We start from the raw sequence: 16,161 nt of genomic DNA, 5'->3' as shown, positions 1-16,161 counted from the left end.
TCCACGAACTGTTGCCATGGAACTGGAAACCCGTGAATACACTGCACAGACAGGCCGCATAATCAAGGCGGCCCAGAGCGGCCGGTTACCCTTGACCGTGGCCCATGCCTCGGGGCCGTATTTCTCGATCAGGGCGAGGACGGCGCTGGCTGCGCTGGCGATCGCACCGATTTCTGCTGCGTTCATGATGTCAGTTCCCCGTGGCGACGCTAACGTCTGCCGCCCACGAACGGCGCGACAGGTCTGCTTGGGGCGCATTGTTCCTCATCCCAATTCCTGACCAACTCCATCACCCGATCCCGCAACGCCTGCCGATCCGCTACCAGACGCGCCGCCTCCTGATGGCGTGCGTCGTCGTTCTGCGCCAGCATCTCGGCCTCGTAACCAACCTGCCGCGACATCTCCACGTCCGGCAGGGATGACAGCGGGGCATAGGCCACCGGCAGGCTGACCTGCTGCATGCGCGTCCGGCTGGCCGATCCCTGCACACCGACCGTCGGAGCCGTGGTGATCGCGCCGACCGTGAACTGCCCGGACTGGGTAAACGACCCGGACAGTTCCAGCGTCACATTCCCCGCAATCGTGCCGATGACCGGATCGGACGTGCGCTGGCTGCACTGGGCGGCGCGCACGTCGCGCTCGAACCGCGCGGTCTGCTCCGGCGTCCAGTCGGCGGCATGGGAGACGGACACGGCCCCGGCCTGTGCAAGAGAGGCCTGTATCCCCGCCATCGCTCCTGGGATCGTGGTCTGCACGCGCGGCTGACTGGCGCAGGCGGATAGGGCCAGCAGTCCGGCCAGTAGCAGCGCCCTCATGCTGCACCCCGCAGATACGCGTCGTTGGCGGCGATCAGCGCTTCCCAGACGTTCCCGGTTGCGGGCATGAGCTGCCGCCATGCCAGCCCATGAGCCTCCATGATGCGGGACCGCAGCCAGCGCCATGTGGCCCGCTGTTTCGCACCCCACGTCAGTAGCGTAACAAGGTCGGTATCGTCCGTGCCGGTATAGTCCCAGCCCAGCAGGCAGTGACCGCCCGCGCTGCCCGGTGTCGGATCGCCATGACCGGCAGGCGTGTCGGTGTCCCAGACAGGGGGCAGAGCGCCGGTCTCGTCCTGCCACATGTCGGCCTTGGCCAGCCGCACGCCCAGATAGACCGCCGACAATTCCGCCATGATGTTACGCAAGCCATTTTCATCGCCGGGATCGGCGCTGCCCCAGATGGGAAACAGGGTCTGGTTGGTGACGGCGTATCCGGATCGCTGGGCCGTGGTCAGCACGTCGACCTCGATGCCGCCGTTGTCAGTGCGCGGATCGCCGGGGACGTAGCCGGTGGACAGGGAATAGAATGCCTCGGCCTGCGCCGTGGTCACGCCAACCTGAAACCTGTTGAGCGCCGCCGTGGCGCGGGCATGGTTGCCAATCCCGGCCGACGTGCAGTCCCCCAGCACGTCATTGCCCAGCATCAGCGGGGCTGGGTCGATACTGGCGCGGATCAGGCGCGGCGGAGCCTGTCGGGCCAGAAAGCCGCGCACGACGGAAAGCATGGGCTGTCCCGGACGGATTTCCGCCGGGCGACAGCCGAGCTTGCGCAAGTTCGCAAGCCGGGGGCTTATTTCGTTCATTGGATATCCAAATGTTCGCTAATAGCGATTGACATACTGTTCGCTATAAGCGATATTGTGGTCATGGAAGTGATCTACGAAGCCGCAGCCCTGAAGGATCTGAAAGGCCTGCCGAAAGACGATGCAAAGCGGATCATGGACGCCATCCAGCAGGTGGCGGACCTTCATCCGCAGAGGCAGTCCTTCATGACCGAGATGCAGGGCATGCCGGATTACTGGCGGGTTCGTAAGGGAATATGGCGGGCGATCTACCGCCAGACGGAAACCACGATCGAAGTCGTAGCCGTCAACAAGCGAGGGGAGATTTACCGATGAGCCCGATTACACCAGTGTCCGAGACGGCAACCACGGTCACCGTCAATCGCGCGGATTGGGAGGCCATCCTGGACCGTCTGGATGACAGGCAGGACCGGGAAGCGATTGCCCGTTCCGAATCAATTCCGCCCGATTATCGCGTGACCTATACGGCCGACGAAACGCGCCGCATGGTGCTGGATGGAGTTTCGCCCATCACCATATGGCGCGAACGTCGGAAGATGACGCAGGGTGATCTGGCCACTGGGGCAGGAATCAGCAAAAGCTATTTGTCCGAGATCGAAAGTTGCAAGAAGCCAGGTAGCGCGATTGCGCTACAGCGGATAGCACATGTATTAAAAATACGCATTGAAGATCTATTTTTTGACATTCAGTGTAAATGAATGGAAATACATAAGGTGAACGTAAATATTAACAGAGTAGAGCGTTTCAACGAAATTATAAAGAAAACAGAAGAAAAATATTATAAAAGAAGCGATAAATATTTTAAATATACATCTTGGTTTTTATTTTCAGAAACGATAATGAAATATGGAGATATTAAAAATGAAATAGGAATCTTTTTAATTGGATTAATATCGCTTATGGCTTGCTTATTGCCAATAATTTTTACTTGTTATTGTCATTTTTTAATATTTTTTTCAAATTTAATAAATAGATTTGTAATAAATATAAATTCTAAATTTACTCACTTGTTTTTCATGGTAGTATTTTATTTATTATTTTGCGCTTTATTTCTTTGCGTGCAAACATATTTAATACAACCTCAAGTTGACAAGTATGTAATTACATTAGTTTACCGCTATGTAAAATAGATTATATGTTTATTATTAAGATTTTGGGTGCTGAAACTGCGTTGTTATATAAAGCGCATGCAGCTTAAGAGGGATCGTAATCAGCAGGCCGATGAGGACGACAACGCCGCCCGCACCGGCCATCACGCCCTGTGCAAACGGCGTCATCCTGCCGTCACCCCCAGAACCTGGAGCGCCTGCTGCACCTGCGCTTTGGACGGTGGGACGGCAGATGCTGCGATGGCCCCGACATTGCGCCGCACGGCCACACTGTCCAGCACGCCCTTGAACGCCGACACGACCGTGCCCAGCGCGGACAGGGCGGTGTTGGCGTTGGTCAGGTCCGCACTGGATACCTTCGTGGACGCTCCGGTGATTGCGGCGGTCAGGTCCGTCTGCAGCGTGGTCAGCGCGGACAGGATGCTGTCCACCCGGGTTTTCCAGTTCGTGTCGTCATAGGTGATCGTCAGCGTGGATCCGGCCGCCGTGGAGAAACTGGTCAGGGCGGTGGACAACGCCGTGTCCGCCAGGCTGATCACACCCACGGCGGGCGTGCCGATCGCGCTGGCCACGGCCGCGATGGACAGGACGAGCGTGACCGCGTTCAGGCCCGCCTGACCGTAATCCTTGATCTCCGCCACGTTCAGGGTGACGGTCGTGACGTTGCCGGACTTGCTGACGGTGCAGGCTCCCAGTGCAGCAGTGGCGGCGATACCGGCGCCAAGGCCGAGGAAACCACGGCGGCCGGTCACAAGGTTGACGGGGTTGTTCATGGGCTAGTTTTCCAGTCTGGAAACGCAAATAGCCCACCCGTCCCAGCAGACCGCAGGAAACGGCCATTTCTGCGTGGAAACGGGTGGGCTATCTGTCAGGTGTCAGGACATGTGTGGCCCGGCGATCCGGTTTACAGATCGGCCGGTTCCGGTTGACAGGTCAGTGCGCGGGCTGTCCCGGCACGGACGGGTGCGGCACGCCGACCGTGGCGTTCGCCGCAGGCGCGGCCGCAACAGGCTTCGTCGCGATCGCGTCCTTCAGGTCCGAGATGCCCGTCAGGATCTTGGTCAGCGCGGCATCGATGCCGAACAGGTCAGGTTCGGCGCGGCCTTCTCGACGATAACCGGGATCAGCGTCTGCAGCAGGTTGCCCGCCAGGGCGATATCGGCCTGGGTTGCGGCCGTGTCGCCCTTGCCGAGCGCGGTCTCGATCAGGTTTTCGAGGGCGGGAATGGCGGTGGTGGTATCGGTGTCGGCCATGTCTGGCGTCTCCATATGAAAAAACCGCCTCTCGGGCGGTTGGGGGATGGGGATGATTGATCCGGGACCGGCCAGTCATCCGGGCGGGGATGCGCGCGCCGGCGGCCTGCCCGGACGGGTCGAACCCGGCGGCACGTCGAGCATCTGTTCGACCGTCTGACGTGGTACCGTCGCCGGAACCATCGCGGCTTTCTTCCCGGGCTGGTAGGCGGGCAGGTTCCAACCGCGCGCCTGGGCGATGGCGGTCACGATTGTCCAGACCACGACCCATCGGGATGCGGGATCCGGCGGGCGCCAGAATCGCGCGATCAGGGCGCAGGCGGAAATCAGGAACGACACGATCACGGCGATATCCCCGGCATATTGTGTCGGGAGTAGCGACAGGACGTCCTGAAGGAGCGTGTTGGGGTCCATATCAGGCCTCGATCGCCTGCTGGAACAGGGCGATGTGCGTGCTGTCCGCAGTGCCCGCGCCCAGCGACGTGTTGTAGTTGGATTTCCAGTAACGGCACTGCCCGGCCGCATCGTCGGCCGCAGGCAGAACTTCCGGCGCGCGGTAGTATTTCAGGCGCGCCATCGCACAGGCGTAGGGCAGGTTGCCCGGCAACTGCGCCACGCGGGACTGCCAGCGCGACAGCAGGTCGAGCACCGCGCCCCGCAGGGACGCCAGCCGCGCATCGGACAGAAACGTCGTCCATATGTCATCGTGGGTGAACGGTTCCATCTGCCACAGGCCTCGCGCGGGGCCGGTGCCCCCAGCCACGACCTGCGCGACATAGGTCAGGCCACTTTCCACCAGCGCCGTGCCGGTCAGCAGGTTGACCGCCGCATCCCCGTCCAGCCCGATATGCGCCAGGGCAGGGGACACGATCGCGCGCTTGAACTGCGCCACGCACAGGCCGGTCATTGCAGTGCCCCGATGATATGATGGTGATGCAGGAACGGCACGTTGGCGAAAAAGAAGTCGTCCCAGGTCTGGCTCGACAGCAGGGTACCCCCGACAGTGGCCAGCAGCGTGAAGACGATGCCCAGCACGGCCGCGCGCTTTTTCCACCGGCTTTCGGCAATCCGCGCCTTGGTCAGCTTGGCCGCCTCCAGCCGGTTGCGTTCCTTCTGCGCGCCGTTCTGTTCGGCCAGTTGCCGGGTCAGATCCCGCATGTCGCGGGACTGACGCTCCAGAGCGGATGATGTCGCGGCATACTGGGCCTGCATTTCGGCCCGGATGGCGCCGACTTCGCGGCGCGTATCGTCAATCTTTCCGTCGGCACTGTCGCGCCAGCGTTCAAGGAAGCCGAGACGCTCCCCGTGGTCATCAAGGATGTCGTGCACATCCGGCGTCAGGACTTCGGTCATCTGTGTTCCAGGCAATAAAAAACCGCCTCGATGGGCGGTATGACAGGCGCAATTGTTGCGATCTGGATCAGCTGGTCGGCGCTGCAGGCAGCGTCGTGCTGGTGGTATCGGTGCCGTTGACGATCGCCCGCAGGGCGGTCTGATACGTGACCCACGCGGCCGGGACAGGCTGCCCGAGCGAACCGTAATCCGCCCAGACGGTCTGCTGCGCCTGTGCCAGAGCACTGGCGGCCTGCGTCGTCAGGGGAATCGCGCGCGGGGTTGCCGTCACCCATGTGGGGGTTCCGTCAGACGCCACGCCACGCACCTGCCCGGCGGGCGGCGCACCGGAGCCGTAAGTCTCGAACACGGCGTCGGCCACCGCGACCGCATCAGTCGGCCAAGTTCCTGCCGCCTCGTACTGCGCCTGGAGCGCCACGGGATAAAACGCGTTGTTCGACGCAGAAAAGTAATAATTCGTCGACATTTATCAGTATCCCCACGCCCACCAGAAATATCCGAGGCCGTTCATTCCGCCCCATCCACCGCCAGAACCGGAAAAAATCATTGAATAGACGTCGGCCTGCACCTTGCTGGGATAGCCCTGCACACCATGCAGCGTGGGTTTCCCGGCAGCCCAGTTCGTGGTGGCGGCCGATTCAACCACGATCATTCCCTCGCATTTGGTCGGGAAGGCGACCGGGAAATTCGGGGTCGAATACCCGCCACTGCCGGAACTGTTGGCGCCGTATTGCAGGACCGTCCCACCGGGCAGGATCTGATAGCCGTTCGTGCCCTGCGAATTCCCAAGCCCCGTCCCGGCGACAATATCCGACAGCAGCGCCGTCACACTGTAGGAGCCCGCCATCTTCACGGACTGGTAGGACAGGCGGCCGTCCGGCCCGATCGTCAGGTCGCCGACCTGCGTCGAACCGGACAGAAGCGTCCCGTAAGAGGACACGAGGTAACCGCCATCCTCAACCGTCTCACCGTCAGCGCCGATATAGCTGTAGCGCAGGCCGGGGAACGTGGTGTCACGCCCAAGCATCACCGTGCCCGCGACCTGATATTTGCCACCGCCAAGCGTGACAAACATGGACCTGAGGGCCGCCAGCACCTGGGCGTTGTTGGTTTTGTCGGGTGTCAGGTTAGCGGCAATCACCAGATTCCGCAGTTCCTCCTGCACCATATTGAGCCACCAGTAACGGACTCTGGTGGGGGCGCCGCCGCTTGTGGAGCCACCCGTAAAAAATCCGGGCGTGCCAATATTGTCCGTCGGCAGCGCGGGCAGCGATGCCACGGCTGTTGCGTCGTCGATCTGATAGACCATTGGTTCAGTTATCCGTAGAAAAAAAAGACAGTTGTCCGTGCCGGTTTGCGGGACTGGATTTCACACTCCAGAACGGCATTTCCCCATTCGGCGAGGGGTTCATCGGCAAACGAGACGTCGGCCGAAAAATATTCGACCGTGACGGCGGATGCGTTGACGCGCCACATGTAGGCCCAGAAAGGGTCGTAAACCGGGTCGTCAGCACACAGTCGGTCAGGCGTGCGACAACCTGCGCACGCTGCTGCTCGATCGTGGGATCCGTGCCCGCGCATGCGTCCGGCAGCCCCAGTGAGGCCTGCCATTCCGGCAGCAGTTCGACCGTCGTGGCGGGGAATGCATCGATCAGCAGATTTTCGTCACGCTGGGCAAGACGTTCCAGCGTCGGCATCAGGCATCCCAACGCAGTTGCCTGGTTTGATCCGGCCTCCCGTGGCCAGATCGGTCCCGTTGGCAGATGGCGCTGGAACGCTGCCAGAAAATCAGCGGCAGAGTAGCTCATTGGTATGTCGGCTCCGCAGCGGTAGGGAGGTATCCGACTGGCACGGAAATGCTGCCGACAGGGGCAATCACACTGAATGCCGGGATATCCGGAATCGCATTGAGCGCGCCTGCGATCTGGGACCCCTGTACGGTCATTCCCAGTGGGGTGCCAACACGCAGGAACAGATCAGCCAGGGCCGCATTGATATCCGTCTTCATATCGGTGGATATGCCGTCCAGCCCCGTCAACGTGATATCGATCGGGTAGGGCTGTGGAGCCATGGCGACGACAATATCCGTGACCGGCTTTTCCGACTGCAGGGCATTGGCGACCGTCAGCAGGTCCTGCGTCGCCGGGGTGTACCGGTTGTCTACGGATGAAGTTCCGTTGGTGCCGCGTGGAAACCCGCCGTTGGAGGCATTGGCATCGTCCATCATCACGTAAACCGGCACCGTCGCATCGCCACACAATCCCGGAGAGCCACACCATGCGCGGGTGACGCCCGGAACATCCAGTGCCCAGTTTTCGTAATCCGTTGCCGATCCGCCCTGCGCACTGCTGGCATAACGGGCCAGATACCGCGCCTTGAACGCGTCCTCGGTTTCCTGGTCGGTGCCGGATGTCACGATCGAGGTTACGGTGGGCGCCTGCACGTAGTAGGCAGCGCCGCCGTTGGGCGTGTAACCGGTCGGTGCCCAGCCCGGAACGGTGGCCACGGCCAGCGAGGCCTGATGGCGCAGGCCGAAATCGTGTTCGCTGATCACGCGGAACACCGTCTGGTCACGACGGAAGGCGCTGACCTGCGCGCCGCTCGTGTCCTGGTAGACAGCCACATCGGACGCATCGATATAGATCTCGTATGTGTCCGCGATCACCACATCCTTCATGTCGGCCATGAAGATGTAGGCCCCGTTATTCACGGGGGCGGCCGTGGTGCCGGTGTTGATGTTCGACGGCAGCTGCTGGCTGATCTTGAGCGGATGGCCCATCAGGCGCGGATCGTCACCGGACAGTTCGTCGCGGAACACGAAGTTGCCCACGCCGTCGCGCAGCGTCATCAGATACATCTTGACCGACGGCGTGGTGATCCAGGTCGGGCGGATCATCATGCTCATGCCGTTCTCGAGCAGCAGAAGCATCCCCTGCAGCACCGAGACAACCGCCGTCAGGATCGCGGCGTTACCCCGATATTGGGGTTGGCCTTGCGTAGGGCCTCGATCGTGGTCCAGTCGTCTTCCGGGTCGATCGTCCATTCGACGAAAAACCGCTCGTCGTCCACGAAAATGCCCTGCAGCATCTTCCGGCCGGCCTGGATCTCGTCGTAGCAGGGGCAGGCGATGTTCGAGCCTGCCGTGGTGATCCCCCACAGGATGGGCTGGTCACGCGCGCCCATGCCGGTCAGCATCGTGTCCCACAGGTCCGACGTGTCATGCTCGTGGTATTCGTCCACGATGGCGCATGACGGGGAGGCACCGTCGCCCGGCTTTCCGATCACGGGCTCGAACCGGCTGCCCGTGCTGATGACGTGCAGGTTCGAGGCATTGACGCCCACGCCGTAGAACGACCGGAAATCCGGTGTCTTGAGCGCCATTTCACGGGCGGGACGAAACACCTCCCACGCCTGTTTTTTCGACGTGGCGCCGCAATAGACCTCGGCACCGGCCTCATGGTCCGCTGCCAGCATGAACAGGCCAACAGGGGCGGACAGCGCCGATTTCCCGTTTTTGCGCGGGACCACGATCAGGACTGTGCGGAACCGGCGCAGCCGGGTTGTCCGATGGCGCCAGCCAAACACGTTCACCAGGATGAACGACTGCCAGGGCTCGAGGCGGATCAGTTCTTTTTTCTGCGCCCATTTCCCCTTGGTGTGGGGCATGAGTTCGGTGAACTCGCAGACGCGCTCCGCCTCGGCCGTGTCCAGTTCGTATGGCCATTCCGCGTCACGAGCCAGGTCGGAGAGGAAGCGGGCGCATGCCAAGCGCACCCATTGGCACGCAGGGATTGCCCCCGATACGACGTCGTCCGCATACCGGATGGCCGCGTCTACATGGGGCTGCGGCGGCGGTTTGCGTGGCTTTTTTACCCGATTTTCTGGAAGGCATTTTCTTTTTGCTGCCCTTCCGCTCCGACTTTCGACCGGTCGGCCGGTGTCAGGCCGAATTTCGCCAGCCACATTGCCACCCTGCGGTTTGCATCAGCGATGGCGGCAACCTCGGGGCGCATACGCACCATTGGACCGCTCTTGCCTATTGTCACGTATGTCTGCGCACCGGCCGCAGCGACCTCGATTTCACGCATGATTGGCGTATCGTCGTCGGCCGTCCCATCGGGCACCTGCGTGACGATGGGACGTGCGAGGGATGCCCGCGCCTCCAGTTCATCCGCGACGGCCTCGCACAATCCCTCGAGCGCGAGGCCGTCCGCCGTGGTCAGCACGCCCATCCCGTCGAGCAGGCGCGCGGCTTTTGTCCACACCGTCTTCGCCCGTTTCGACAGGCCCGCTGGCGCAGTCGGACGGGCGCGCTTGGGCTTCGGCTCTTTGGGGTTGGCGCGGCATGCCTGGGCGGTTCCCGTCACGATTTTGAGGTGCGTCGGCTTGCGCGGACGGGCCATCCCTTTTTTCCTCCATTATGCACGCGCGTAAAAAAGGTTAGGTAGCGGTCCACATCAAAAGGAGGGTCGTTTTAGACCCCCCCTATGGGGGGATCGTGGTGCATGCGCCGATTTCCGCCATCATCCGGCAGGAGATCCCCGCTGGTCGCGCGCCGTGCGTGCGCTGTGGCAGGGTTTGCACAGCGGGCGCAGGTTCGACCAGTCGAGACGCAGGTCGGGACGTTCCTTGATGGTGAGGATATGGTCGACCTCGTTCGCCGGTGTCAGCCGTCCCTGCTCGTAGCAGAACAGGCACAGCGGATGCGCGGCGAGGAAGGCCCGGCGGCATTTCTGCCACCGGCGATCATAGCCTCTGGACGCTGCCGACCCACGCCACTGGTCGTACTGTTGCCGGGGCTGGACCGACGCCCCGGCAATACTGTGACGTGGTGGTGCCGACGGCATCAGAAATCGCAGCCACCGCCGTCGAACCCACCGCCACCGCAGTCAAAGCCACCGCCGGTATCGCCGCCGCTACTGTAACTGAACCCGCCGGAACCCGCATCGCTGCCGCTTCCGACGAACGGATCCGGAGCGGGCGCGCTGACCGTGCGCTCGATCACCGTGTCATGTCCGCGGTTGGAACCCATCACCGATTCGGCAATTCCGCCCAGCAGCGCACCCTCCAGAAAGCCATTGTCGCTGCCTCGCGATGCCCCGGCATTGACGATGACCGGCGCGGGAGCAACTGCCGGGACCGCCGCGCTGTCATACGCATCCGACGCCGGACGCGGGGACGTGGTCGAACGCGGGGAAACGGCAACACCCGTGCCAGAAACCGGCACCGATGGACACAACGCCACGTTCGCGATGACCCGGCGTGCGACCTGCTCATCGTGACCGCGCCGGATCCGCTCCATCCGCTCCTCGTGTTCCTGGTCAAGCAGCTTCCTGCGGATGCTGCCCTGACGCTTCGACCATGACATCCACGCGAAAAGCGCGATGACACAGAGGATGAATAGCAGACACACGAACATGAAGCCCGTGCTGATATGCATATGGTGCATGGGGTGCATTATATTTTTCCAAAACAGTCACGAGTAGGGAATATACGAGTTGACACCATTATAATGATCGCAATAAGATTGCTTATAACGAATCTTAATGAGTTTGGAAGAACAATGGCTAAACCAGTTAATCAAATTATATCACGCATGGTAGAGTTAGCACGCAACGCAAGTACAGAGCGAGGAGAAGACGTGGCAATCAATTTAAGTAATAGAGATATAAAAGATATTTCTGGTAGAAAACGGACTTCCGCTCGATTGGAATTGAATCTTGACCAAGAGCTTAGAAAAAAGGGGATAGGATCGCGTTCTGACGATGGTAGTTTTACTGTTTTCTCAGGGGGAGGGCCTGAAGTTCTTTCGTATTCTGAGGCGAAAAAGGCTGAGAATGATTTGCTAAATGATGAATAATGATTTTTATTTTTCCTTTGATAAAGGCTAGTGCTATCCAACGACGTCGTAGTGCCCAAGGACCGTGAGAACCAAAACGGTAAGCATCGTCATGCTAGCTATAATGATTGCCCATGACAGGGCCTTATTAATTTCCAGCTTGCCTCTGTTATACTCAGGCAAGTTCATCCTCTGGTTCCGTCAGCGGTTGAGTCAGAAGGCCGCCAGCGTTCCACTCACTGGCGGCCTTCGTTTAGGCTATCGTCACGATATTGAGGGCACGAGAAAAAACTTTCGGAACACTCCGATTCCGGCCCTCATCACGATCAATGACCGTCAAGCGTAATCAGGCCCGTGCAATATCGAGCGGCACTTGCCGAAAATCGTCTTCCGGCCGGTCACGCTCATGGAAGCGGATGTATGCCTTTGTCGCATCGATACGGATGCTGTCGGAGATGGCCTGCATCGCCCGCTGCCATTCCTCATCCTCGATATTGAGGCGACGCAGCCCCAAAATCTTGTCGGTGCGGATCTTACCTTCCTTGCCGACCTCGAACGCATCCGTGACAATGACCTTGAGGTTCGCATCAGCGCCCTCGGACCAGCGCTCCAAGCAGCTATCGATCAGCGACTTGGCGGCCTGCAGTTCCGGGCCAAACGAAATGGAATCACCCATTGCGATGGTGATCCGCTTTCGACCATCGAAGCTGGTGAGGGTGATGTTGCCCTTCTGCCCGCCATACGTGGTTCCGTACTGTTCGGTGATGAGTGCCAGTGCGGTATGGATCAGTTCGAAGGTCTCATCACGAAATCCCTTCAGGCCCACGCGCATGGTGCGGGCTTTATCAAACCGCTCCTCCACCAGGTCATTTACCATCAACTCCTGTGGCTTGACCTTGTCACGCGGCACCAGACGGCCGGCGGAATCCTGCATGTAGCCTTCGGGCACCATCACGCGGCCTCCCGCTGTGCCGCGCGCATGTTCGCCGCGCATTCCTGCGCGCGACCCGCCGCCCAGATCTTCACGCCAGGGCGGCGGTCGCGCTGGGTGATGCGACGATAATGCGCGGCAGCGCGTTCCCACACGATGACGTCCGTGGCGGGTTTCCGGGGCCTGTGGCTCGGCTTCATGGGTCTTCCTTGTTTCACGGGTGAGGGGACCTGCGCGCCGTGCGCTACGGGTCCAGATATTTGCCAGCGCCGTCACCCTCGCGGACGTGGCTGTATCGTGTCGTGGTGGCGAGCGAGGCATGTCCCAGCGTGGCCTGCACGACATGGGGCGGCGCGCCCCGGTCCTGCGCGTGCGATGCGCAGGCATGTCGTAGCCAGTGTGCCGATACGGCAGGGGACAGCCCCGCTCGCTTCGCGGCCCTCTTCACGATGCGGTCCCCCGCCTTTGCGTGAAGAGGGCCACCATCGTGGCCGGGGACCACCGGCCCGTCAGGCCGGTTATCAACGCGCAGCGCCACGAGCTCTTTCCACAGCTTGGCGGGCACCAGGACCGAACGGGTCTTGCCCCCTTTGCCGTGGACAGTGGCAATGCCGCCTTGCTGGCGGCGGGTCATGCTCCGCCACGTGAGGCCACATGCCTCACGAAGACGAAGCCCCATGACATACAGGACACGCAGGAACGCCCGCTTGCGGGGATCATCCTCCCCGTCGATCATGCGGGCGACGTCCTCCTGTGTCAGGATGCGCTCATGCAGCGTGTCGCGTCCGCGTTCCATGCGGAACGCCGCGCCCACGTCAGAAGGCAGCATCCCCAGCCGTACGCCGAACGACAGCAGCGACTTGATGGCGGCCAGTTTCCGCCGACGCGTGGCGTCCGCACATTCCAGACTATCGAACCATAGCTGCAGGTCCGCCAGCACGACCTCGCCCAGCGTCTTGCCGGTGAAGGCGAGGAACGCGCGGGCGTCGCGCCCATAGGCATCGCGGGTGTTGTCACTCCGGTTGTGGAGCCACGACCGGATGAGCATTTCATCCGCCGAGATATTGCGGGCAGACGGGGCCATCGTGGCGGGCGATCGGGCACGATCTCCACTAACCATTTGAAACGCCTAGATTATTGACCCGAAAACGACCGTCGAAAAACGGGGCATAACTACAGTTATGTCCCTGATTTCCGGGGTCTGTAGGAGTTATGTCCCGCCCTGCCGCCGCAGGGCTGTCACATAAGACCGGGTTATGATCCCGGTTTCAGGGCACCGAAACCATCGCGCTGGCACGGTCATATGCGCTCCGGTTCCCAACCACGCGCCCCGGATCCCGAAAGCCATTCCGGTCGCAACACGCATGCGCCCGCTCGGCGGCATCCTGACTGGACGACGCCATCACTGGGAAAATGATGCTCATTCCATCCGGGCGGCGCGCCATGAAACGAAAGCGCCGCAGCGGTCCATGACTGACGACCCCGGCCTTCTGGTCGGCGACAGCCTCCAGATATTTGACCGGAACAGGGGGCGTACCGCCAATGCTATCGGTCATTATCGCACTGCTCCATACGCACCATAATGACCGAGCACGCCCAGCAGGATGCTGATGGCAATCACGACAATCGCAAATGAGACAGCCCACCACACAGGAGCGGGCAGGCGGCCATGGATTTCCATCGAATGGAGATTCATTTTTAGCGAGTCTCTGCTATGCTTCGTCACCTTCATCCTCTGGTCCGTGCAGGGGGTGAAACAGAAGGCCGTCGGTGTTCGCGCACCGGCGGCTTTCGCTTGTCCGGGAAATCAATCTGATATGCCATCGGCTCGGGGCGGCAAAGGCGTGCGCCGCATGGCTCGCGGCTTCTCCGGTGCGATCCCGGCAGAAGACGGCGAACGACTCACAAGACGATAATTCTGCGTATCATCCCAGCGACGGCGCGCCGACGCGACGCCCGCGACTGCCCATCACCGGGCCGAACGCCAGCGTCGAACGGACGAGTCCGGCGGGCAGGCGTTCGGTCTGGCGTGCCTCGGCCTCGCGCCGCATCGCGGCCATGACCGCCTGCATCGTCTGCACGCACACCTGGCCAACGCGTTTCTGCTGACTGGCATCAACCCACGTCCACTGGCCACAATGGATGATCGCGCCGCGCAAGGAGAGCATCGCCTCCCACGCGATCGGCACGACGTCCGCCCGGTGAAGGCGCGCCGTGCCCCAGACGATGGGCACGATCAGGACGCGCGTTTCCGTCACGGTCACGACGATGCCCTGGCGATTTCCACGCACGACAACGTCGCCGCGCGTCAGCATCGGCGATGGTTTCATCAGATGACTCGATTTTGGGAATGCCCGTCCGGGCATAAAAAAAGCGTGGCGTCCATTCTCTGGACCCACGCATAACGATAGTTTGCTATGTTTGTCTTAAATTGGTGGGCACGTCAACCCTTCCATAATGTTCCCGGCATCTCGTCGTAATGTTCCTCCAGTTGCTCCAGCAGGAAACACAGCACGCCAGCGGTGCTGCGCCGGTCCTGTTTCAGTCTGGCTGCCATATCCATCAACGACAGCCCGTCGATCATCAGCAGCACCAGCAGCTGCTCGCCGCGCGCGCCGATGCGCTGGCGGATATAGTCCCGGCGCGCGGCAGATCCCATGCGACCGATCATGGCGTCATGAATGTCGCCCCGTTTTGCGCCGCGCTCTATTTCCGGGTCGCTGCCGCCCAGGACGCCGATCTCGTAATCGACCGCCCACATCTGGGCATAGCCGACCTGGCCGTCGGTAATTTTCCCGGAACGGCGCAGGCCGTACAGGCCCGCGCACGTGCGCAGCACCTCGGTCGATGGACCGTCCGGTTTGAGTTTGACAGAAACATCCGCCAGATCGCCATGGGCCAGGCGTTCGGGCGAGGGGACAACACCGCGATCACGCGGCGCTGGACGAGAATGTGCGGACTGACGGGTCCGACGGCCGGAAAGCGCTGCGACTGACACGCGGGGCCTTTCAGTTTGGTAGATCCCGGCATGTCCGTGCCTTTGCAATGCCACCCAGTCGGTGGAAGGCGGGCGAACAGCGGCTGGGAATTGGGAAACAGTATAGACCCGTTTTACAGTCAAAACAGCCAAGAATGCGCTGAAATAGAAGATTTTTCGGAAAAAAATCGGACGGTACGCTTTTGCTCTGTCGTCAATAAGCCTTCCAGTCGTGAATCGAAAATCTGCTACATTGCTAGCAACGCTCATACGTGACTTTCCAAATCTGCTCTTACAGTGTGGAGATTAGACAACGGTAAATGATTGAGATATTAGCGATATCATAATAGAAATTGGAAACTTATCATGCGTCTTTCATCTGGATTGTTTATATTTTTAGCCAGTGTATCATCGGCAACTATCGCACATGCTGAATCACCCGCTAATATGAGTATCAGCGACCAGTATACCTCTTTGGCTATAACTGGCATTCCTGATATGGTGCAGGGAGAAGATCGTAAGAATGCAGTTAATGCATGGAATAAGTTTTTTCCTCAGTGGGTAAAGCATGAGGAAGAAACTGACGGATATGTTCTAGACCAAGGGTTTTATGACTGCATTAAAGGCGATAGCACATATAAGGATATAAATCTCAGCGATGAAAATATCGCCTCAGATAGCGAAGGAAAAATATATTTTTCTACGCTTTCTTTCTCTGATACAAGTGGAGATAGATTTATATTTAAATATATGACAGTTAAGAAGAAAGAATACTTCATAACAACGAACGAGAAACAATTTCCGACAAGCATCCATATTGAATATAAGCTTCCTAATGAATCTATAAATAAAATTGATACTAATTATAAGTATTCTGGAGACTTCATTATTCCTATGTTGCTCACGAAGCCGCACCATGCGGACAGCTTCTATAATATGCTTGCAGATTACAGTAAGCATAAAATAGAATTTCTGCCGTTTCCTGTTACGATGATGCTCCCTGAAGATTAGGATTTGTTGGGCCTTGAATGACTAGACGGACAGCGTAGCTGTTTGTGACGAGCACGATGCAGTCTGT

General features: G+C 59.9%; 27 protein-coding genes and 1 pseudogene. 6 read left to right on the top strand and 22 right to left on the bottom strand.

The features are described 5' to 3' along the window. The 3 genes and pseudogenes from HNH97_RS13280 to HNH97_RS13270 all read right to left on the bottom strand — a co-directional run. Window positions 1–186 (bottom strand): annotated as a pseudogene (locus tag HNH97_RS13280) (hypothetical protein); the annotation flags it as partial. 23 nt (window positions 187–209) lie between these two features. Then, window positions 210–815: a hypothetical protein gene (locus HNH97_RS13275; RefSeq protein ID WP_171791201.1), complete on the bottom strand. Its 606-nt coding sequence runs from the start codon at window positions 813–815 to the stop codon at window positions 210–212. Further along, window positions 812–1,621 (bottom strand): hypothetical protein, encoded by an 810-nt coding sequence (locus HNH97_RS13270; protein ID WP_244949445.1) that lies wholly within the window; start codon window positions 1,619–1,621, stop codon window positions 812–814. The genes HNH97_RS13275 and HNH97_RS13270 overlap by 4 nt, the downstream gene beginning before the upstream one ends. Window positions 1,622–1,690: 69 nt before the next feature. On the opposite strand from HNH97_RS13270, the gene HNH97_RS13265 reads away from it, so the two are divergent. The 3 genes from HNH97_RS13265 to HNH97_RS13255 are packed head-to-tail and all read left to right on the top strand — an operon-like array spanning window position 1,691 to window position 2,751. Then, window positions 1,691–1,936 (top strand): type II toxin-antitoxin system RelE family toxin, encoded by a 246-nt coding sequence (locus HNH97_RS13265; protein ID WP_171791200.1) that lies wholly within the window; start codon window positions 1,691–1,693, stop codon window positions 1,934–1,936. After that, window positions 1,933–2,319, top strand: a complete 387-nt coding sequence (locus HNH97_RS13260) for a helix-turn-helix transcriptional regulator (RefSeq protein ID WP_171791199.1) — start codon at window positions 1,933–1,935, stop codon at window positions 2,317–2,319. The genes HNH97_RS13265 and HNH97_RS13260 overlap by 4 nt, the downstream gene beginning before the upstream one ends. Window positions 2,320–2,334: 15 nt before the next feature. Then, a complete protein-coding gene (locus HNH97_RS13255) occupies window positions 2,335–2,751 on the top strand; it encodes a hypothetical protein (RefSeq protein ID WP_171791198.1) in 417 nt (138 codons plus the stop codon). 143 nt (window positions 2,752–2,894) lie between these two features. On the opposite strand, the gene HNH97_RS13250 is transcribed toward HNH97_RS13255, so the two are convergent. The 13 genes from HNH97_RS13250 to HNH97_RS13190 all read right to left on the bottom strand — a co-directional run bounded on the left by HNH97_RS13250 (window position 2,895) and on the right by HNH97_RS13190 (window position 10,755). After that, a complete protein-coding gene (locus HNH97_RS13250) occupies window positions 2,895–3,503 on the bottom strand; it encodes a hypothetical protein (protein WP_171791197.1) in 609 nt (202 codons plus the stop codon). A 288-nt stretch (window positions 3,504–3,791) separates the two neighbouring features. Beyond that, a complete protein-coding gene (locus HNH97_RS17985) occupies window positions 3,792–3,983 on the bottom strand; it encodes a hypothetical protein (RefSeq protein ID WP_244949441.1) in 192 nt (63 codons plus the stop codon). Window positions 3,984–4,058: 75 nt separating this feature from the next. Continuing rightward, the gene (locus HNH97_RS13240; protein WP_171791196.1) at window positions 4,059–4,397 is read right to left on the bottom strand and encodes a hypothetical protein; all 339 of its coding nucleotides are present in this window, start codon (window positions 4,395–4,397) and stop codon (window positions 4,059–4,061) included. A gap of 1 nt (window position 4,398) precedes the next feature. Next, on the bottom strand, window positions 4,399–4,890 hold the full coding sequence (locus HNH97_RS13235) for a hypothetical protein (RefSeq protein ID WP_171791195.1): 492 nt from the start codon (window positions 4,888–4,890) through the stop codon (window positions 4,399–4,401). Beyond that, the gene (locus tag HNH97_RS13230; protein ID WP_171791194.1) at window positions 4,887–5,336 is read right to left on the bottom strand and encodes a hypothetical protein; all 450 of its coding nucleotides are present in this window, start codon (window positions 5,334–5,336) and stop codon (window positions 4,887–4,889) included. The genes HNH97_RS13235 and HNH97_RS13230 overlap by 4 nt, the downstream gene beginning before the upstream one ends. Window positions 5,337–5,403: 67 nt before the next feature. Continuing rightward, on the bottom strand, window positions 5,404–5,802 hold the full coding sequence (locus HNH97_RS17765; protein ID WP_216657663.1) for a tail fiber assembly protein: 399 nt from the start codon (window positions 5,800–5,802) through the stop codon (window positions 5,404–5,406). A 3-nt stretch (window positions 5,803–5,805) separates the two neighbouring features. Further along, on the bottom strand, window positions 5,806–6,645 hold the full coding sequence (locus tag HNH97_RS13220; RefSeq protein WP_171791193.1) for a gp53-like domain-containing protein: 840 nt from the start codon (window positions 6,643–6,645) through the stop codon (window positions 5,806–5,808). 4 nt (window positions 6,646–6,649) lie between these two features. Beyond that, window positions 6,650–7,144: a putative phage tail protein gene (locus HNH97_RS13215; protein WP_338085472.1), complete on the bottom strand. Its 495-nt coding sequence runs from the start codon at window positions 7,142–7,144 to the stop codon at window positions 6,650–6,652. Then, the gene (locus tag HNH97_RS13210; RefSeq protein ID WP_171791192.1) at window positions 7,141–8,379 is read right to left on the bottom strand and encodes a phage major capsid protein; all 1,239 of its coding nucleotides are present in this window, start codon (window positions 8,377–8,379) and stop codon (window positions 7,141–7,143) included. The genes HNH97_RS13215 and HNH97_RS13210 overlap by 4 nt, the downstream gene beginning before the upstream one ends. After that, window positions 8,292–9,104 (bottom strand): terminase large subunit domain-containing protein, encoded by an 813-nt coding sequence (locus tag HNH97_RS13205; protein WP_171791191.1) that lies wholly within the window; start codon window positions 9,102–9,104, stop codon window positions 8,292–8,294. The genes HNH97_RS13210 and HNH97_RS13205 overlap by 88 nt, the downstream gene beginning before the upstream one ends. Window positions 9,105–9,205: 101 nt before the next feature. Next, window positions 9,206–9,739 (bottom strand): phage terminase small subunit P27 family, encoded by a 534-nt coding sequence (locus HNH97_RS13200; protein ID WP_171791190.1) that lies wholly within the window; start codon window positions 9,737–9,739, stop codon window positions 9,206–9,208. A gap of 120 nt (window positions 9,740–9,859) precedes the next feature. Beyond that, window positions 9,860–10,183 (bottom strand): HNH endonuclease signature motif containing protein, encoded by a 324-nt coding sequence (locus tag HNH97_RS13195; RefSeq protein WP_171791189.1) that lies wholly within the window; start codon window positions 10,181–10,183, stop codon window positions 9,860–9,862. Beyond that, a complete protein-coding gene (locus HNH97_RS13190) occupies window positions 10,183–10,755 on the bottom strand; it encodes a hypothetical protein (RefSeq protein WP_244949455.1) in 573 nt (190 codons plus the stop codon). Before HNH97_RS13190 ends, HNH97_RS13195 begins: the two co-directional genes overlap by 1 nt. A gap of 144 nt (window positions 10,756–10,899) precedes the next feature. Between HNH97_RS13190 and HNH97_RS13185 the strand changes: the two genes are divergently transcribed. Beyond that, window positions 10,900–11,196, top strand: coding sequence for a hypothetical protein (locus HNH97_RS13185; RefSeq protein ID WP_216657662.1), 297 nt, complete (start codon window positions 10,900–10,902; stop codon window positions 11,194–11,196). 325 nt (window positions 11,197–11,521) lie between these two features. Here HNH97_RS13185 and HNH97_RS13180 read toward each other — a convergent pair whose 3' ends face one another. From HNH97_RS13180 to HNH97_RS13165, 4 genes are all read right to left on the bottom strand, one after another. After that, a complete protein-coding gene (locus HNH97_RS13180) occupies window positions 11,522–12,127 on the bottom strand; it encodes a DUF3164 family protein (RefSeq protein WP_216657661.1) in 606 nt (201 codons plus the stop codon). Beyond that, window positions 12,127–12,306, bottom strand: coding sequence for a hypothetical protein (locus tag HNH97_RS13175; protein WP_171791185.1), 180 nt, complete (start codon window positions 12,304–12,306; stop codon window positions 12,127–12,129). Before HNH97_RS13175 ends, HNH97_RS13180 begins: the two co-directional genes overlap by 1 nt. Window positions 12,307–12,350: 44 nt before the next feature. After that, a complete protein-coding gene (locus tag HNH97_RS13170) occupies window positions 12,351–13,226 on the bottom strand; it encodes a tyrosine-type recombinase/integrase (RefSeq protein WP_171791184.1) in 876 nt (291 codons plus the stop codon). A 148-nt stretch (window positions 13,227–13,374) separates the two neighbouring features. Then, entirely contained in the window at window positions 13,375–13,662 is a 288-nt protein-coding gene (locus HNH97_RS13165; protein WP_171791183.1) for a hypothetical protein, read from the bottom strand. Between the two features lie 54 nt (window positions 13,663–13,716). On the opposite strand from HNH97_RS13165, the gene HNH97_RS13160 reads away from it, so the two are divergent. Then, on the top strand, window positions 13,717–14,022 hold the full coding sequence (locus tag HNH97_RS13160) for a hypothetical protein (protein WP_171791182.1): 306 nt from the start codon (window positions 13,717–13,719) through the stop codon (window positions 14,020–14,022). Window positions 14,023–14,031: 9 nt separating this feature from the next. On the opposite strand, the gene HNH97_RS13155 is transcribed toward HNH97_RS13160, so the two are convergent. Together HNH97_RS13155 and HNH97_RS13150 are read right to left on the bottom strand one after the other, a co-directional pair. Then, the gene (locus HNH97_RS13155; RefSeq protein WP_171791181.1) at window positions 14,032–14,421 is read right to left on the bottom strand and encodes a hypothetical protein; all 390 of its coding nucleotides are present in this window, start codon (window positions 14,419–14,421) and stop codon (window positions 14,032–14,034) included. A 128-nt stretch (window positions 14,422–14,549) separates the two neighbouring features. Further along, window positions 14,550–15,353 (bottom strand): hypothetical protein, encoded by an 804-nt coding sequence (locus HNH97_RS13150; protein ID WP_244949440.1) that lies wholly within the window; start codon window positions 15,351–15,353, stop codon window positions 14,550–14,552. 96 nt (window positions 15,354–15,449) lie between these two features. On the opposite strand from HNH97_RS13150, the gene HNH97_RS13145 reads away from it, so the two are divergent. Then, window positions 15,450–16,094: a hypothetical protein gene (locus tag HNH97_RS13145; protein ID WP_171791180.1), complete on the top strand. Its 645-nt coding sequence runs from the start codon at window positions 15,450–15,452 to the stop codon at window positions 16,092–16,094. Window positions 16,095–16,161 lie beyond the last annotated feature (67 nt).

Source organism: Gluconacetobacter entanii, assembly GCF_013155425.1.
GTDB lineage: Bacteria > Pseudomonadota > Alphaproteobacteria > Acetobacterales > Acetobacteraceae > Novacetimonas > Novacetimonas entanii.
Note: the sequence above shows the minus strand (reverse complement) of the source record. Positions and strands in the feature narration are given on the sequence as shown.

What these genes read in the sequence shown, in the direction of transcription:
- HNH97_RS17985 (WP_244949441.1), bottom strand. Translation starts at nt 3,983, where the DNA reads ATGGCCGACACCGATACCACCACCGCCATTCCCGCCCTCGAAAACCTG.
- HNH97_RS13190 (WP_244949455.1), bottom strand. Translation starts at nt 10,755, where the DNA reads ATGTTCGTGTGTCTGCTATTCATCCTCTGTGTCATCGCGCTTTTCGCG.
- HNH97_RS13270 (WP_244949445.1), bottom strand. Translation starts at nt 1,621, where the DNA reads ATGAACGAAATAAGCCCCCGGCTTGCGAACTTGCGCAAGCTCGGCTGT.
- HNH97_RS13210 (WP_171791192.1), bottom strand. Translation starts at nt 8,379, where the DNA reads ATGGACGATCGACCCGGAAGACGACTGGACCACGATCGAGGCCCTACG.
- HNH97_RS13260 (WP_171791199.1), top strand. Translation starts at nt 1,933, where the DNA reads ATGAGCCCGATTACACCAGTGTCCGAGACGGCAACCACGGTCACCGTC.
- HNH97_RS13145 (WP_171791180.1), top strand. Translation starts at nt 15,450, where the DNA reads ATGCGTCTTTCATCTGGATTGTTTATATTTTTAGCCAGTGTATCATCG.
- HNH97_RS13180 (WP_216657661.1), bottom strand. Translation starts at nt 12,127, where the DNA reads ATGGTGCCCGAAGGCTACATGCAGGATTCCGCCGGCCGTCTGGTGCCG.
- HNH97_RS13240 (WP_171791196.1), bottom strand. Translation starts at nt 4,397, where the DNA reads ATGGACCCCAACACGCTCCTTCAGGACGTCCTGTCGCTACTCCCGACA.
- HNH97_RS13175 (WP_171791185.1), bottom strand. Translation starts at nt 12,306, where the DNA reads ATGAAGCCGAGCCACAGGCCCCGGAAACCCGCCACGGACGTCATCGTG.
- HNH97_RS13155 (WP_171791181.1), bottom strand. Translation starts at nt 14,421, where the DNA reads ATGCTGACGCGCGGCGACGTTGTCGTGCGTGGAAATCGCCAGGGCATC.
- HNH97_RS13185 (WP_216657662.1), top strand. Translation starts at nt 10,900, where the DNA reads ATGGCTAAACCAGTTAATCAAATTATATCACGCATGGTAGAGTTAGCA.
- HNH97_RS13230 (WP_171791194.1), bottom strand. Translation starts at nt 5,336, where the DNA reads ATGACCGAAGTCCTGACGCCGGATGTGCACGACATCCTTGATGACCAC.
- HNH97_RS13250 (WP_171791197.1), bottom strand. Translation starts at nt 3,503, where the DNA reads ATGAACAACCCCGTCAACCTTGTGACCGGCCGCCGTGGTTTCCTCGGC.
- HNH97_RS13200 (WP_171791190.1), bottom strand. Translation starts at nt 9,739, where the DNA reads ATGGCCCGTCCGCGCAAGCCGACGCACCTCAAAATCGTGACGGGAACC.
- HNH97_RS13165 (WP_171791183.1), bottom strand. Translation starts at nt 13,662, where the DNA reads ATGACCGATAGCATTGGCGGTACGCCCCCTGTTCCGGTCAAATATCTG.
- HNH97_RS13215 (WP_338085472.1), bottom strand. Translation starts at nt 7,144, where the DNA reads ATGAGCTACTCTGCCGCTGATTTTCTGGCAGCGTTCCAGCGCCATCTG.
- HNH97_RS13195 (WP_171791189.1), bottom strand. Translation starts at nt 10,183, where the DNA reads ATGCCGTCGGCACCACCACGTCACAGTATTGCCGGGGCGTCGGTCCAG.
- HNH97_RS13150 (WP_244949440.1), bottom strand. Translation starts at nt 15,353, where the DNA reads ATGAGCGTTGCTAGCAATGTAGCAGATTTTCGATTCACGACTGGAAGG.
- HNH97_RS13235 (WP_171791195.1), bottom strand. Translation starts at nt 4,890, where the DNA reads ATGACCGGCCTGTGCGTGGCGCAGTTCAAGCGCGCGATCGTGTCCCCT.
- HNH97_RS13160 (WP_171791182.1), top strand. Translation starts at nt 13,717, where the DNA reads ATGGCAATCACGACAATCGCAAATGAGACAGCCCACCACACAGGAGCG.
- HNH97_RS13275 (WP_171791201.1), bottom strand. Translation starts at nt 815, where the DNA reads ATGAGGGCGCTGCTACTGGCCGGACTGCTGGCCCTATCCGCCTGCGCC.
- HNH97_RS17765 (WP_216657663.1), bottom strand. Translation starts at nt 5,802, where the DNA reads ATGTCGACGAATTATTACTTTTCTGCGTCGAACAACGCGTTTTATCCC.
- HNH97_RS13170 (WP_171791184.1), bottom strand. Translation starts at nt 13,226, where the DNA reads ATGGTTAGTGGAGATCGTGCCCGATCGCCCGCCACGATGGCCCCGTCT.
- HNH97_RS13220 (WP_171791193.1), bottom strand. Translation starts at nt 6,645, where the DNA reads ATGGTCTATCAGATCGACGACGCAACAGCCGTGGCATCGCTGCCCGCG.